The sequence below is a fragment of the Sulfuritalea sp. genome (assembly GCF_031426875.1).
GTDB lineage: Bacteria > Pseudomonadota > Gammaproteobacteria > Burkholderiales > Rhodocyclaceae > Sulfuritalea.
In genome coordinates this window covers 141,723-155,695 of sequence record NZ_JASJPC010000033.1, presented here as the reverse complement: position 1 = coordinate 155,695, position 13,973 = coordinate 141,723, and the positions used below count along the sequence as shown (strand labels likewise).

The window sequence follows — 13,973 nt, the reverse complement described above, 5'->3', positions numbered from 1 at the left end:
ATGAAATCCAAGCTGATCGCCGCCATGCTGGCGGCACTGTCCATCGGTTGCAGTTTGCCGGCGGCTGCCGATATCACCGTCGGCATCACCGTGTCGGCGACCGGCAACGGCTCGCCTCTCGGCCAGCCGCAGAAGAACACCGTGCCTCTGCTGCCGGCCATCATCGCCGGCGAGAAGGTGAAATACATCGTCCTCGACGATGCCTCGGACCCGACCCAGGCCAGCAAGAACGCACGCAAGCTGACCGCGGAAGACAAGGTGGATGTGCTGATCGGCTCCTCGATCACGCCCAATACGGTGCCCGTCATGGGCATCGCGCTGGAGACGAAGACGCCGCTCTTGGCACTGACTCCGCACGACCTCGAAGGCGAGCGCATGGCGTGGACCTTCTGCTTCCCGCAACACATTGCGCTGATGTCCAGGGCCATTGCCGAACACGCCGTGGCGCAGGGTTACAAGACCCTCGGCGTATTCGCCCAGTCCGATCCCTACGGCGAGGTCTATCTGCGCGAGATCACCCGCTACGCCGAGCCGCTGGGGATCAAGATCGTCGGCGTCGAGCGCTTCAGCCGCAGCGACACCTCGGCCACGCCCCAGGCGCTCAAGCTGAACATGGTCAAGCCCGACGCCGTGCTCATCGTCGGCGGCGCCGGGGCTGCCTCGATGGCCCATCTCGGCCTCGCCGAACGCGGCTACAGGGGGCAGATCTACCACACCCACGGCGCCGCCAACCGGGATGTGCTGCGCATCGGCGGCAAGGCCATGGAAGGGGCGATTTTCGTTGCCGGTCCGGTGCTGGCATGGAACCAGCTGCCCGACAGCTATGCCTCGAAGCCGGCGGCGACCGAATATGTCAAACGCTATGAGGAGCTGTACGGCGCCAACAGCATGGCGCCGCAGGGGGCACACATGTGGGATGCCATACAGGTTTTGAAGCAGGCCGTGCCGGTGGCGCTGAAGAAGGCCAAACCGGGCACCGTCGAGTTCCGCCAGGCGCTGCGCGATGCCATCGAATCGGAAAAGAACGTGCTGGTCGCGCATGGCACCATCAACTATTCGCCGACCGACCATTTTGGTCATGATGCCCGCGCCCGGGTCCTGATGCGGGTCGAGAACGGCGCCTTCAAGCTGCTCGCCGGCAGGTGAACGCCCCCGCTGTACCCGGTGTGTCCGGTGCCGCCGCAGCGCCCGACGCGGCGGCGCTGGGCGACTGGATGGAAGCGCATGTGGCGGATTTTAGCGGCACGCCCCGGCTGTCCAAGTTCGCCGGTGGGCAGTCGAATCCGACCTATCTGGCGCAGACCGCCGACGCCAGCTATGTCATCCGCTGCAAGCCGGCACCGGCGGCCGAGCTGCCGCCGGGCGCCCATGCCATCGAACGCGAGTACCGCGTGATGCGCGCGCTCGCCGGTAGCGCCGTGCCGCCAGCGCCAACTTTTGCACTATGCATGGACGAGCGCGTGATCGGCCGCGCCTTCTACGTGATGGGTCATGTGGCCGGCCGCTGTTTCACCGACAACGCCCTGCCGGGTCTGGACGCAGCCGAGCGCGGCGCGATTTTCGACGAGGCCAACCGGGTCATCGCCGCGCTGCACGCGATGGACCCGGGTGCCCTCGCTCTCGCCGATTTCGGCAAGAGCGAGGACTTCCTGCCGCGCCAGATTGCGCGCTGGACGCGGCTTTACCGGCAGGCCGAAACGGCTCCGATCCCCGCCATGGAAAGCCTGTTGGCCTGGCTGCCACAAAATTTTTCCGCTGGCACCGGCCCGGCGCGCCTGCTGCATGGCGACTTCAAGCTCGACAACCTGATCTTCCATCCGAGCCAGCCGCGCGTGCTGGCGGTGCTTGACTGGGAGCTGTCCACGCTCGGCGATCCGCTGGCGGATTTCGCCTACCACTGCCTGATGTGGCAGATCGCGCCGGGCCTGCTGCATGGGCTGGCCGGACTCGACTTGGCGGCGCTCGGCATTCCGTCCCAACAGCAGCATCTGCGCGCCTACGCGGCGCGGCGCGGCATCGAGATCGGCGCCGAATGGCGCTTCTACCTGGCTTTCAACTTCTTCCGCCTGGCCGGAATTTTCCAGGGCATCATGCGCCGCGCCCTGGACGGCACCGCCTCGCATGCCGCCGCGCTCGATTACGGCCGCATGGCGCCGGTCATGGCCCAACTGGGCTGGGGCCTGGCCCGAGGCCAGTAAGCAGACATGTTGAAACCGATGGATGTAGGAGCGAGCTTGCTCGCGACAACGGCCTATCGCGAGCAAGCTCGCTCCTGCAGGGAATGCGCCTTTTCCTTGCTGACTGACTACTAGTCCAGCAGCGAATGCTGCATCGCGTAACGCACCAGCTCCGAATTGCCGCCGAGCTGGAGTTTTTCGAGGATGCGGCTGCGATAGGTCGAGACCGTCTTGACGCTGAGGAAGAGGTCGGCGCCGATTTCCGTCAGCGACTTGCCGGCGACGATAGCCATCATGATCTGCATCTCGCGCACCGTGAGCCGGAAGTGCAGCGGCTGGTCGCTCGCCGGCGGCCGGCCCGGCATCTCCCGGGCGCGGGCGGCAAAGCCGGTGCTGAGCCAGGTGCCGCCCTGGGCGACGCGACGGATGGCCGCCAGCAGGTCGCCCGGCTCGGCGTCCTTGGCCACATAGCCGTTGGCGCCGGCGTCCAGCGCGGCGCGGGCGAACTGTTCCTCGGGGTACATCGAGACCATCAGCACCGGCAGCGCCGGCCATTCGCGGCGCAGCGACTTCAAGAGGTCGAGGCCGCTGCGCCCTTTCAGGTTGATGTCGAGGATGACGGCGTCGAAACTCGCCTGGCGCAGCAGCTGCATGGCGTCGGCGGCGCTGCCGGCCTCTTCGCGCACGCGCATGTCGGCCTCGTCGCCGAGCAGGCGGCGCAGGCCGGAGCGGAAAATGGTGTGGTCGTCGACCACCAGCACTTCAATCATGCGGCGTCCTTTCCGCTTGCGGCAGCAGCGTCAGGCGCAGCACCGTGCCGCCCTCCAGGCCCGGGCAGATCTCCAGGTGGCCGCCCGCCTCGCGCGCCCGTTCGTGCATGCCGACGATGCCGATCGAGGGGCGTTCGAGTTCCGCCGGCGCGACGCCGCGACCGTTGTCGGCGACGGCGAGGTGCAGGGTGTCGCCGTCGAGCCGGAGCGCTACCTGCACCCGCGTCGCGCCGGCATGGCGCGCGATGTTGGTCAGCGCCTCCTGCACGATGCGATAGGCGGCGATGCCCTGGGCATGGCTGATCGGCAAGGGCGAGGCGGTGGCGTCGATGCTGCAGGCGATGCCGTGGCGGGCAGCGAAGCTGTCCAGCTGGCGGTTCACCGCCTGCACCAGGCCGAGGTGGTCGAGCAGGCTCGGGTGCAGGGCCTCGGACAGTTGCCGCACCGCATCGATCGCTTCCTGCGCCAGATCGACGATGCCATCGACGATTTCGCGATTGTCGTCGCGTTCCAGGCGGCGGCGCACGCGCGCGGCATCCATCTTGAGCGAGGTCAGGATGCCGCCCAGCACGTCGTGCAGCTCGCGCGCGGTGTGCTGGCGCTGCTTCTCGCGGTCTTCGTTGATGTGCGCCGCCAGCGCGCGCAGTTGCTCCTGCGAGTGCAGCAGTTCGTGCTCGAAGCGCACGTTTTCGGCGATGCTGATGGCCACCCCGGCCACCGCCGGGCGGCCGCGGAAGATCACCCGGCTGCCATGCACCTCGACATCCACCGGGTAGCCGTCCTTGTGCCAGCCCTGGGTGCGAAAGCGCATGCTGGGAATTTCGCCCGAGACGCGCTGGCGGATGCGCTGCAGGTTCTCCTCCGAGCGCCAGGGCGGCGTCAGATCGCGGATGTGCATGCCGACGATCTCTTCCGGCAGATGGCCGGTGAGGCCGGCGAACACCGCATTGGCATACTGGACGAGCTCGTCCTGGATCACGTAGATGCCGACCAGCGATTGCTCGACGATGGCGCGAAAGGGAATTTCCGCCGTCTGCGCGTCCTCGCCCGCCTGTTCGTCGCGTCCGCTGCTCATGTGTTTGCGATGGCCGTGCGCAGCCGCTCGCGCAGCCAGATGCCGGCCGGGTCGGCGTCGGTGTTGCGGTGCCAGTAAAGATAAAGTTCCAGTTGCGTGTCCTTGAGCGGCAGCGGCCGGATCTCGTTGCCATAGGGCTGATTCATTACCGTCGCGTAGCGTGCCGGCATGGTCGCCAAGAGGTCGGTCATGCTCACCGTGCGGCAGGCGGTGCCGTAATGCTGGCAGCGTAGGCGGATCCGGCGCGAAACGCCGACTCGCGCCAGTTCGAGGTCTTCCAGGCCCGGCCCGCGGCGGCGCGAGGATACCTGAATGTGCTGCTGCGCGAGATAGCTCTTGAGGTCGAGCTTCTTCGCCAGCGCCGGGTGACCCTTGCGTGCGACCACCACCATGGGCTCGGCCAGCGCCTGCTCGCAACGGATTTCCGACGAGACCGGCAGCAGCACGTCGATGCCGATGTCCACCCGGCCGGCGAACAGGTCGGACTCCAGGCTGCGCCGGTTCATGCGCGCGGCGATGATGTCCAGTTGCGGCGCTTCCTCACTCAGCGCCTGCATCAGCGGCGGCACCAGGATCAGCTCCAGCACGTCGCGGAAGGCCAGGGTGAAGCGGCGCTCGCTGCTGGCCGGATCGAAGCGCATCGCCTGGTGCAGCGTGCCCTCGATGTTGCGCAGCGCGGCGCGCACCGGGGCGGCGATGGCACGGGCCAGCGGCGTCGCCACCATGGCGCGGCCCTGGCGCTGGAACAGCGGATCGCCGAGCAGGCCGCGCAAGCGCGTCAGGGCGTGACTGACCGCCGGCTGCGAGAGGTTCAGCTTGCGGCTCGCGGCCGTGATGCCGCCCTCGGCGAGGACGGTGTCGAAGATCACGAAGAGATTGAGATCGACCCGGGATATATGCATGAGATGAATGCGCAATCATCAAAACATTGCACTGGGTAAATTATAGGTCAGGCTCTAAGCTGGCGCCACATCCCGAACGCTCATGGCACCAAGCGCCAACTGTCGAGGATGTAACACGCGAAAAGCAATTAGTCACCCGCCCCCCTTCCCCCCTCGCGGGGGGGTTGCTGTTTGGCGCGCTACGCGCGTCTATGACAGGGGACTCCGTATCAAGTATTTCACGTCAAGGAAACCACGCCATGAATTTCGATTACACACCCAAGGTCAAGGAACAGCAGGCACGCCTGCTGGCTTTCATGGACGCCCACATCTACCCCAACGAGGCGCGCTTCCACACCGAAGTCGAGGCCAATCGCGCCGCCGGCAATGCCTGGGTGCCGACCCGGTTGATCGAGGAACTCAAGCCCCTGGCCCGTGCCGAGGGCTTGTGGAATCTGTTCCTGCCGCGCTCGACGCGCGCGCCGGAAGGCCTGACCAATCTCGAATACGCGCCGCTGTGCGAAATCATGGGCCGCTCGCATTGGGGTCCCGAGGTGTTCAACTGCTCGGCGCCGGACACCGGCAACATGGAGACCCTGGAACGCTACGGCAGCGAGGCGCAGAAGGACCGCTGGCTGGAGCCGCTGCTGCGCGGCGAAATCCGCTCCGCCTTCCTGATGACCGAACCGGCGGTGGCGTCGTCGGATGCCACCAACATCCAGTGCCGGATCGAGGCCGACGGCGACGATTACGTGATCAACGGCAGCAAGTGGTGGTCATCCGGCGCCGGCGATCCGCGCTGCGCCGTGTACATCCTGATGGGCAAAACCGATCCGTCCGCCGCCCGGCATCGCCAGCAATCGATGATCCTGGTGCCTTCCAATGCTCCAGGCATCACGGTCAAGCGCGCGCTCAACGTGTTCGGCTACGACCACGCGCCGCATGGCCATATGGAGATCGAGCTGAAGGACGTGCGCGTGCCGCAGTCCGGCATCCTGCTGGGCGAGGGCCGCGGCTTCGAGATCGCCCAGGGGCGGCTGGGGCCAGGCCGCATCCACCATTGCATGCGCAGTATCGGCGCCGCCGAATATGCGCTGGAGTTGATGGTCAAGCGCTCGCTCTCCCGCGTTGCCTTCGGTCGCACGCTGGCCGAGCAGGGCGTCTCGTGCGAACGCATCGCCGAGGCGCGGATCATGATCGAGCAGGCGCGCCTGTTGACGCTGAAGGCCGCCTACATGATGGACACCGTGGGCAACAAGGTGGCCCAGGGCGAGATCGCGATGATCAAGGTGGTGGCGCCCAACGTCGCCTGCAAGGTGATCGACATGGCGATCCAGATGCATGGCGGCGGCGGCGTTTCGGACGACTTCCCGCTCGCGGCTATGTACGCCAGCCAGCGCACGCTGCGCTTCGCCGACGGGCCCGACGAAGTGCACCGCAACGCCATCGCCAAGCTGGAGATCGCGCGCGCCCAGGCGGCCGCGGCCTGATCAGGCGCGTCGGCTCAGAACTCGACGGCGAACTCGGTGGCCTGCCAGATCGCGCGCTTGGCGTCGAGTTCCGTTGCGACATCGGCGCCACCGACCAGGGTGTGCTCGATGCCGGCGGCAGTCAGTCCGGCCACCAGCTCGCGGCGTGGTTCCTGGCCGGCGCAGATGACGATGGTATCGACGTCGAGCAGGCGCGGCTTGCCGTCGATGGAAATGTGCAGGCCGGCGTCGTCGATCTTCAGGTACTCGACGCCGCCCTGGAAATGCACACCGCGCTTCTGCAGGAGCAGGCGTCGCGCCCAGCCGGTGGTCTTGGCCAGACCGTCGCCGACCTTGCTGGTCTTGCGCTGCAAGAGCCAGACTTCGCGCGGGGTGGCCGGCATCTGCGGCGCAGTCAGGCCGCCGCGGATGTCCTGGTACTCCGGGTCGATGCCCCATTCCTTGCGGTAGGCATCGATCGAGTCGCCGTGCGCCTCGGCGTTGGTCAGCAGTTCGGCGACGTCGAAGCCGATGCCGCCGGCGCCGATCACGGCGACCTTCTTGCCGGCCGGCTTGCGACCCTCGATGAGGTCGATGTAGCTGGTGACTTTCGGGTGGTCGATGCCGGGAATCGCCGGTGTGCGCGCCACGATGCCAGTGGCAACGACGACGTGGTTGTAGCCCTGAAAGTCGGTGCTGGCGCTTTTTACATCAATGCGGCGATTCAACTGCACATCGACCTTCAATTCCTTCAGCCGCGTGCCGAAGTAGCGCAGGGTTTCGGCGAATTCCTCCTTGCCCGGAATGCGCCGCGCCAGGTTGAACTGGCCGCCGATTTCGGCGGCGGAGTCGAACAGGCTGACCGTGTGGCCGCGCTCGGCAAGCTGCGTCGCGGCGGCCAGCCCGGCCGGACCGGCGCCGACCACGGCTACGCGCTTCGGTTGCTTGGCGGTTTCGACGGTGACATCGAGTTCGTGGCAGGCAAACGGATTGACCAGGCAGGAGCACAGCTGGCGCGAGAAGATGTGGTCGAGGCAGGCCTGGTTGCAGGCGATGCAGGTGTTGATCGCATCGGCGCGGCCGGCCGCGGCCTTGTTGACGAACTCGGCATCGGCCAAAAAGGGCCGCGCCATCGAGACCATGTCGGCATCGCCGCGGGCGATGATTTCTTCGCCGACTTGCGGGTCGTTGATGCGATTGGTGGTGATCAGCGGAATTTTCACCTGCCCCATCATGCGCCGCGTGACCCAGCTGTAGGCCGCGCGCGGCACCATGGTGGCGATGGTAGGGATGCGCGCCTCGTGCCAGCCGACGCCGGTGTTGATGATCGTGGCGCCGGCCTTTTCGACTTCCCTGGCCATGGTCACGACCTCGTCCCAGGTGCTGCCGCCCTCGACCAGGTCGAGCATCGAGAGGCGAAAAATGATGATGAAATTGGCGCCGACGCGGGCACGCACGGCGCGGATCACTTCGAGGCCGAAGCGCATGCGGTTTTCCAGGCTGCCGCCCCAGCGGTCGTCGCGATGGTTGGTCTGCGGCGCGAGGAATTCGTTGATCAGGTAGCCCTCCGAGCCCATGATCTCGACGCCGTCATAATTGGCGAACTGGCACATCGCCGCGCACTGGGCGTAGTCGGCGATGGTCTTCTCGATTTCTTCCTCGCTCAGGGCGTGCGGCGTCGATGGATTGATCGGCGCTTTCAACGCGGAAGGGGCGACAGGACGCTTGGTGTAGGCATAGCGGCCGGTGTGCAGGATCTGCACGCAGATCTTGCTGCCGTTGGCATGCACGGCATCGGTGATGACGCGGTGCTTGAGGGCTTCGGTTTCGTTGTCGAGGATGGAGGCGCCCTGCATCACGATGCTGTCCTGGTTGGGGGCGAAGCCGCCGGTGACGATGAGGCCGACGCCGCCTTTTGCCCGCGCGGCATAGAAGGCCGCCATGCGATCGTGGCTGTTGCCGATGTCTTCCAGGCCGGTGTGCATCGAGCCCATCAGGACGCGGTTCTTCAGCGTGGTGAAGCCGAGGTCGAGCGGGGCCAGCAGGTGCGGGTAGGGATTCGTCATGAGTACTCCTTGGTCGGTCTGCCGCCGGGCCGCCCCAAGGCAGACCCGTCAAAAGCCCGCGAGCGCAGCGAGCCGTGGTCACCCCTTCTCCCGGAGAAGGGGCTGGGGGATAAGTCGTTCATTGTTTGAAACTGTGGAGCAGGCCCAGCGCCTCCTCGCACCATTCCAGCCAGCCCTGTTCGAAGCGGATGCCGCTCTTGAGGACCATGTACTGCAGGGCGCGCTGGCGATCCAGCCCGCCGGGGCTTTGCCCGCCGGGACTAGTGCTTCGCGCGCCGGCGAAATCGCGGGTCTCGATCACGCGATAGCAGGTCAGGCGGTTGGCATGGGCCGCACGATGATGTTCGAGTTCCGGGATCAGGCTTGCGACGTCGCCGAAGGCGGCGCCGCGCAGCTTGACCATCAGGATATCGCGTACGCCTTCCGGATCGGTCGGCTCGGCCAGCCAGCGCGAGAGTTCGTCGCGTCCCGTCGGAGTGACCGAATACTCCTTGCGGTCAGGGGCCGTCTCGCCGTGCTGGACCTCGGCATCGAGCCAGCCGGCCTCCTCCATGCGCGACAGCACGCGGTAGATCTGCTGGTGCGTGGCATGCCAGAAATAGCCGATCGAACGGTCGAAGCGGCGTGCCAGTTCATAGCCGGAACTGGGCTTTTCGAGCAGGGAAACCAGCAATGCGTGATCGAGCGACATGTTGCGCACGATACTATGCAACGAGTTGCAATGCAATCCATTGCATAGGGGTGCGGCGAATTCGGGCCTTGCGACAAGAGTTGGTGCTGGCGCGACGGCGGTGTAGCGGGGAATACCGTCCCGCCCTCCGGGCGGAGACATATTGCTGGGATACCGTCCCCATCCTTCCGGACGGGGACATATCGCCGGGATACCGTCCCCGTCCCTCCGGACGGGGACATAAAAAAGCCGGCCCCGCTTGGGGCCGGCTTTCGGTTCCGGATGCGGCGACTTACTTGGCGGCCTTGGCGTCGGCTTCGCACTTCTTCATGAACGTGGCCTTGGCGGCGCCAGCGAGCGGCTTGCCTTCCTTGCTGACGGCCTTTTCCGCACAGCCCGAGGCCTTGGCGGCGGGCTTGCCAGCGGGTTTGGCAGCGTCGGCCGGCTTGCCGGCGCCCAGGCACTTTTTGATCGAGGCAGTCTTGGCGGCGCCGTGCAGGGGCTTGCCGTCCTTGCTCATCGCCTTGGCTTCGCAATCGCTGGCAGCGGCCGCCGCCGCCGGTTTGGCAACTGCGGCAGCTTCGACAGCCTTCGCCGGCTCGGCGGCCTTGGCCGGGGCAGCGGCAGGAGCGGGAGCCTTGGCTGGAGCGGCAGGGGTCTGGGCCAGTGCGACATTGGCGGCGAACAGTGCGGCAATGGCGACGGCGATCAGTTTATGCATGGTGAGTCTCCCTATTCATGTGGGCGGCGAAAATGCCGTGCCCATCTAACGCAGGCAGGCGGCCTTAGTTGACCGGGTCCTGGCCGCCGTCGGCCCGCAGCGCGGCTTCCTGGCGCTCGACGAATTCCTGCATGCTGTCGATGCCGCGCAGTTTCAGCACCGTGGCGCGCACGGCAGCTTCCAGCAGCACCGCCAGGTTGCGGCCGGCGGCCACCGGCAGCGTGACGCGGCGGATCGGTACGCCGAGGATGGTCTCGGTCTGCGCATCGAGCGGCAGGCGGGCGGCTTCCGGCACGCCGGGCGTCGGCTTCTGCAGATGGACGATCAGCTTGAGTCGCATTTTGCGGCGGCAGGCGGTTTCGCCGAACACGGTGCGGATGTTGAGCAGGCCGAGTCCGCGCACTTCGAGGAAGTCCTTGAGCAGTTCCGGGCAGCGGCCTTCGAGGGTGTCGGAGCCGATGCGCGAGACATCGACCACGTCGTCGGCGACCAGGCCGTGGCCGCGCGAAATCAGTTCCAGGCCGAGTTCGCTCTTGCCGACGCCGGAGTCGCCGGTGATCAGCACGCCCATGCCCAGCACGTCGAGGAAGACGCCGTGCAGGGTGCCGGTTTCGGCCAGTTGGCGCGACACGAAGGCGCGCAGGGTATCGATGACGAAGGCCGAGGACAGCGGCGTCTGCAGCAGCGGCGTGCCCGAGGCCTCGCAACCGCTGCGCACGCCGTCGTCGATCGCGCAGCCGTCGGCGACGATGATGGCGGGCGGCTTGGCGTTGTAGATTTCCTGCATGTGATGGGCGACTTTTTCCGGCGCGTGGCGGGCCGACCAGGCCACTTCGGGCGTGCCGATCACCTGCAGGCGTTCCGGGTGCATCAGATTGAGGTGGCCGATCAAGTCGGCCGGTGACACCACATGTTCGGTGGTGCATATCGCGCGCGTCATGGGGCCGCTGACCCACGAGAGCTGGAGCCGCTCGCGGTTACGTTCGAACAGCTGGGAAACGACTAATTGGCGTGCCAATTGGCAAAAAGGCCGTGCAGCGCCGCGCTATCGGCGGCTGTGGCGAGTTGTTCGCGAAAAGCCCGGTCGGAGAACATCTGCGCCAGTTCGGAGAGCAGTTGCAGATGGTGCTCGTTGGCCGCTTCGGGCACCAGCAGCACGAATATCAGGCCGACCGGCTTGCCGTCCGGCGCGTCGAACTGCACCGGCGAGTCGAGGCGGACAAAGGCGCCGAGCGGGGCCTTGAGACCCTTGATGCGCCCGTGGGGAATCGCGATACCCTGACCAAGGCCGGTCGAGCCCAGCTTTTCGCGCGCGAACAGGGCGTCGTAGACCGTGCTGCGGGCGACGCCGTGATGATTTTCAAAAAGAATACCGACCTGCTCGAATACGCGCTTCTTGCTGCTGGCGTCGAGGTTTGCCACCACGTTGTCGAGTGGCAGCAGGCTGGCGATCTGATTCATGGTGGAAGCAATTCGGCGATGGGCGGAGGTTGCGGCGGCGCGCAGTATAACGCTATCCGGCGGATACCGTTCCCGGCGCAAGCGCACCGGGACATAACACGCTGCCGCGGCCGGTTCGCCCAACTTGCCGCTACGGGCCTATTCGACCTGCGGGCGCTTGTCGTGGGTGTGGTCGGAGACCTTTTCCTTGTGCTTGACCACCTGGCGGTCGAGCTTGTCGGCCACCAGGTCGATGGCAGCGTAAAGATCGGCGTCGATGGCATCGGCGAAGATGTCCTTGCCTTTGACGTGCAGGGTGACTTCCGCTTTTTGCTGCAGCTTTTCAACCGACAGGATGACGTGCGAACTGGTCACCTGATCAAAATGCCGCAGTACTCGATCGAGTTTGCCCGTGACGTATTCGCGAATGGCCGGAGTGACTTCGATGTGGTGGCCGGTAATGTTGAGATTCATGATGTCTCCTTGTCAGACGTATTTTCTCAGAGAACTTTTCTGAGGTTGACCGGCGGGATATTGAGCAGTTCGCGGTACTTCGCTACGGTGCGACGCGCCACGACGATGCCCTGCTCGCCGAGGATTTCCGCAAGACGGGCGTCCGAGAGCGGCTTCTTGCCGTCCTCGGCGCCGACCAATTGCTTGATCAGCGCCCGAATTGCGGTTGAGGAGGCCGCGCCGCCGGTATCGGTGGCGACGTGGCTGCCAAAAAAGTATTTGAGTTCGTAGATGCCGCGCGGACTCGCCAGGTATTTCTGGGTCGTCACGCGCGAAATGGTCGATTCGTGAAGGCTGACGGTTTCCGCGATCTCGCGCAGGGTCAGCGGCCGCATCGCGACTTCGCCGTGGTCGAAGAAGGCCCGCTGGCGGTCGACGATGGCTTGCGACACCCGCAGGATGGTGTCGAAGCGCTGCTGCACGTTCTTGATCAGCCACTTGGCTTCCTGCAACTGGCTGGCCAGTCCGGTCGAGGACGCGTTGCCGCCGCGGTGGCGCTGCAGGATGTCGGCGTAGAGCCGGTTGATGCGCAGGCGCGGCATGGCCTCGCGGTTGAGGCTGACGACCCAGCGGTCGTGCAGTTTTTTCACCGCCACGTCCGGCACCACGTAGCGCGTATCGATCGGCGCGTATTGCGCGCCGGGACGTGGATTGAGGGAGCGGATCAGGGTTTGCGCCGCGCGCAGCTCGTCGTCGTCGCAGCCCAGGGATTTCTTGATGCGTGCGAAATCGCGCGCGGCCAGATGCTCGAGGTGCTTGTCGACTATGGCCAGCGCCAATTGGCGCGAGGCCGATTCCGGCAGGAATTTCAGTTGCAGCGACAGGCATTCCTGCGCGCTGCGCGCGCCGATGCCCGGCGGATCGAGGTTCTGCAGATGGCGCAGGGCGATGCCGAGTTCCTCCAGCAGGGCTTCGCGCACTTCGTCGTCGTCGGCGACCAGCAGATCGATCAACTCGTCCAGCGGCTGGGTCAGGTAGCCGTCGTCGTTCAGGGCTTCGATCAGGAAGCCGACCAGTGCCCGCTCGCGGTCGGGCAACTGGGTCATCGCCACCTGGGTCGCCAGATGCTCGCGCAAGGAGCTTGAACTGGCCTGGGATTCGCCGCTGTCGAGATCGTCGTCGTTGGGATCGCGCTGGCCATGGCTGCCGGAAAAGTCCATGCCCCAGCCTTCATCGTCGCCGCCCCGCGGTTCCTGGCGTTCGTCGCTTTCGGTCGGCGTCACGGTTTGCGGCGTCGCCAGCCCATCGCCTGTGGCACCGAGGCTGAATGCAGCCGGCTCGCCGGGATCGTCGCGTTCCAGCAGGGGATTTTCCTGCAAGGCCTGGTCGATCTCGGCATTCAACTCCAGAGTCGACAACTGCAACAGCCGGATCGACTGCTGCAACTGCGGCGTCAGTGCCAAGTGCTGCGATAGCCTGAGCTGGAGTCCTTGTTTCATCACATTCTGAAGTGCTCGCCGAGATAAACCCGACGCACACTTTCATTATCGACTATCTCGGCCGGCTGTCCAGCGGCAAGCACTTCGCCGGCGTTGATGATGGTGGCGCGATCGCAAATGCCCAGGGTTTCGCGCACGTTATGGTCGGTGATCAATACGCCGATGCCGCTTTCCTTGAGATAGCGGATGATCTTCTGGATGTCGATCACGGCGATCGGGTCGACGCCGGCAAAGGGTTCGTCGAGCAGGATGAAACGCGGGCTGGTCGCCAGCGCGCGGGCAATCTCGACGCGGCGGCGCTCGCCGCCAGAGAGCGAGGCCGCCAGATTCTTGCGGATGTGGGTGATGTGCAGTTCCTGCAGCAGGGTTTCTTCGCGCTCGTCGATTGCGGCATCGTCGAGATCCTGCAGTTCCAGCACGGCGCGCACGTTTTCCGACACCGTGAGTTTGCGAAACACCGAATTTTCCTGCGGCAGGTAGGACAGGCCCAGTCTGGCGCGCTGGTGGATCGGCATGTGGGTCAGGCGCAGTTTCTCTTCCCCGCTTTCGATGCGAATCTCGCCGCCATCGGCGGCGACCAGGCCGACGATCATGTAGAAGCAGGTGGTCTTGCCGGCGCCGTTGGGCCCGAGCAGGCCCACCACTTCGCCGGCGGCGACTTCGAAGGAGACGTCGGTCACCACGGTCTGCGACTTGTACTTCTTGCGCAGATTGTGGGCCGAGAGCGTGGCGACCGGAGTCATTACGACAGG

Annotated in this window: 14 protein-coding genes; 3 read left to right on the top strand and 11 right to left on the bottom strand. The window is 65.7% G+C overall.

Translation table 11 applies throughout. The annotated features are described in order from the left end of the window. Positions 1–1,146: an ABC transporter substrate-binding protein gene (locus RMO95_RS15300; protein ID WP_310451506.1), complete on the top strand. Its 1,146-nt coding sequence runs from the start codon at positions 1–3 to the stop codon at positions 1,144–1,146. Beyond that, complete coding sequence (locus RMO95_RS15295; protein ID WP_310451505.1) at positions 1,143–2,198, top strand: phosphotransferase family protein; 1,056 nt, start codon at positions 1,143–1,145, stop codon at positions 2,196–2,198. The genes RMO95_RS15300 and RMO95_RS15295 overlap by 4 nt, the downstream gene beginning before the upstream one ends. 110 nt (positions 2,199–2,308) lie before the next feature. On the opposite strand, the gene RMO95_RS15290 is transcribed toward RMO95_RS15295, so the two are convergent. The 3 genes from RMO95_RS15290 to RMO95_RS15280 are packed head-to-tail and all read right to left on the bottom strand — an operon-like array spanning position 2,309 to position 4,924. Beyond that, positions 2,309–2,947, bottom strand: a complete 639-nt coding sequence (locus RMO95_RS15290; RefSeq protein ID WP_310451504.1) for a response regulator transcription factor — start codon at positions 2,945–2,947, stop codon at positions 2,309–2,311. Further along, positions 2,940–4,022, bottom strand: a complete 1,083-nt coding sequence (locus RMO95_RS15285; RefSeq protein WP_310451503.1) for a PAS domain-containing sensor histidine kinase — start codon at positions 4,020–4,022, stop codon at positions 2,940–2,942. Before RMO95_RS15285 ends, RMO95_RS15290 begins: the two co-directional genes overlap by 8 nt. Further along, positions 4,019–4,924 (bottom strand): LysR family transcriptional regulator, encoded by a 906-nt coding sequence (locus RMO95_RS15280; protein ID WP_310451502.1) that lies wholly within the window; start codon positions 4,922–4,924, stop codon positions 4,019–4,021. Before RMO95_RS15280 ends, RMO95_RS15285 begins: the two co-directional genes overlap by 4 nt. Positions 4,925–5,163: 239 nt before the next feature. Here RMO95_RS15280 and RMO95_RS15275 point away from each other — a divergent pair, with 239 nt between their 5' ends. Continuing rightward, positions 5,164–6,393 carry an acyl-CoA dehydrogenase family protein gene (locus RMO95_RS15275; RefSeq protein WP_310451501.1) on the top strand — a complete coding sequence of 410 codons (1,230 nt, stop codon included), beginning with the start codon at positions 5,164–5,166 and terminating at the stop codon, positions 6,391–6,393. Positions 6,394–6,407: 14 nt separating this feature from the next. On the opposite strand, the gene RMO95_RS15270 is transcribed toward RMO95_RS15275, so the two are convergent. From RMO95_RS15270 to lptB, 8 genes are all read right to left on the bottom strand, one after another. Next, on the bottom strand, positions 6,408–8,438 hold the full coding sequence (locus RMO95_RS15270) for an NADPH-dependent 2,4-dienoyl-CoA reductase (protein ID WP_310451500.1): 2,031 nt from the start codon (positions 8,436–8,438) through the stop codon (positions 6,408–6,410). A 118-nt stretch (positions 8,439–8,556) separates the two neighbouring features. Then, positions 8,557–9,129: a PadR family transcriptional regulator gene (locus RMO95_RS15265; RefSeq protein WP_310451548.1), complete on the bottom strand. Its 573-nt coding sequence runs from the start codon at positions 9,127–9,129 to the stop codon at positions 8,557–8,559. 271 nt (positions 9,130–9,400) lie between these two features. Next, positions 9,401–9,829, bottom strand: coding sequence for a hypothetical protein (locus RMO95_RS15260; RefSeq protein WP_310451499.1), 429 nt, complete (start codon positions 9,827–9,829; stop codon positions 9,401–9,403). Positions 9,830–9,893: 64 nt separating this feature from the next. Continuing rightward, positions 9,894–10,847 carry an HPr(Ser) kinase/phosphatase gene (gene hprK / locus RMO95_RS15255; RefSeq protein ID WP_310451498.1) on the bottom strand — a complete coding sequence of 318 codons (954 nt, stop codon included), beginning with the start codon at positions 10,845–10,847 and terminating at the stop codon, positions 9,894–9,896. Continuing rightward, positions 10,832–11,290, bottom strand: coding sequence for a PTS IIA-like nitrogen regulatory protein PtsN (gene ptsN / locus RMO95_RS15250; RefSeq protein WP_310451497.1), 459 nt, complete (start codon positions 11,288–11,290; stop codon positions 10,832–10,834). Before ptsN ends, hprK begins: the two co-directional genes overlap by 16 nt. Positions 11,291–11,428: 138 nt before the next feature. Further along, positions 11,429–11,743, bottom strand: a complete 315-nt coding sequence (gene hpf / locus RMO95_RS15245; RefSeq protein WP_310451496.1) for a ribosome hibernation-promoting factor, HPF/YfiA family — start codon at positions 11,741–11,743, stop codon at positions 11,429–11,431. A 26-nt stretch (positions 11,744–11,769) separates the two neighbouring features. Beyond that, positions 11,770–13,221 (bottom strand): RNA polymerase factor sigma-54, encoded by a 1,452-nt coding sequence (locus RMO95_RS15240; RefSeq protein ID WP_310451495.1) that lies wholly within the window; start codon positions 13,219–13,221, stop codon positions 11,770–11,772. Then, positions 13,221–13,964 carry an LPS export ABC transporter ATP-binding protein gene (gene lptB, locus RMO95_RS15235; protein WP_310451547.1) on the bottom strand — a complete coding sequence of 248 codons (744 nt, stop codon included), beginning with the start codon at positions 13,962–13,964 and terminating at the stop codon, positions 13,221–13,223. Before lptB ends, RMO95_RS15240 begins: the two co-directional genes overlap by 1 nt. Between the last annotated feature and the right edge of the window lie 9 nt (positions 13,965–13,973).

Coding starts and splice junctions, on each gene's coding strand:
- RMO95_RS15300 (WP_310451506.1), top strand. CDS start 1: ATGAAATCCAAGCTGATCGCCGCCATGCTGGCGGCACTGTCCATCGGT.
- RMO95_RS15290 (WP_310451504.1), bottom strand. CDS start 2,947: ATGATTGAAGTGCTGGTGGTCGACGACCACACCATTTTCCGCTCCGGC.
- RMO95_RS15285 (WP_310451503.1), bottom strand. CDS start 4,022: ATGAGCAGCGGACGCGACGAACAGGCGGGCGAGGACGCGCAGACGGCG.
- RMO95_RS15280 (WP_310451502.1), bottom strand. CDS start 4,924: ATGCATATATCCCGGGTCGATCTCAATCTCTTCGTGATCTTCGACACC.
- RMO95_RS15275 (WP_310451501.1), top strand. CDS start 5,164: ATGAATTTCGATTACACACCCAAGGTCAAGGAACAGCAGGCACGCCTG.
- RMO95_RS15270 (WP_310451500.1), bottom strand. CDS start 8,438: ATGACGAATCCCTACCCGCACCTGCTGGCCCCGCTCGACCTCGGCTTC.
- RMO95_RS15265 (WP_310451548.1), bottom strand. CDS start 9,129: ATGTCGCTCGATCACGCATTGCTGGTTTCCCTGCTCGAAAAGCCCAGT.
- RMO95_RS15260 (WP_310451499.1), bottom strand. CDS start 9,829: ATGCATAAACTGATCGCCGTCGCCATTGCCGCACTGTTCGCCGCCAAT.
- ptsN (WP_310451497.1), bottom strand. CDS start 11,290: ATGAATCAGATCGCCAGCCTGCTGCCACTCGACAACGTGGTGGCAAAC.
- hpf (WP_310451496.1), bottom strand. CDS start 11,743: ATGAATCTCAACATTACCGGCCACCACATCGAAGTCACTCCGGCCATT.
- RMO95_RS15240 (WP_310451495.1), bottom strand. CDS start 13,221: ATGAAACAAGGACTCCAGCTCAGGCTATCGCAGCACTTGGCACTGACG.
- lptB (WP_310451547.1), bottom strand. CDS start 13,964: ATGACTCCGGTCGCCACGCTCTCGGCCCACAATCTGCGCAAGAAGTAC.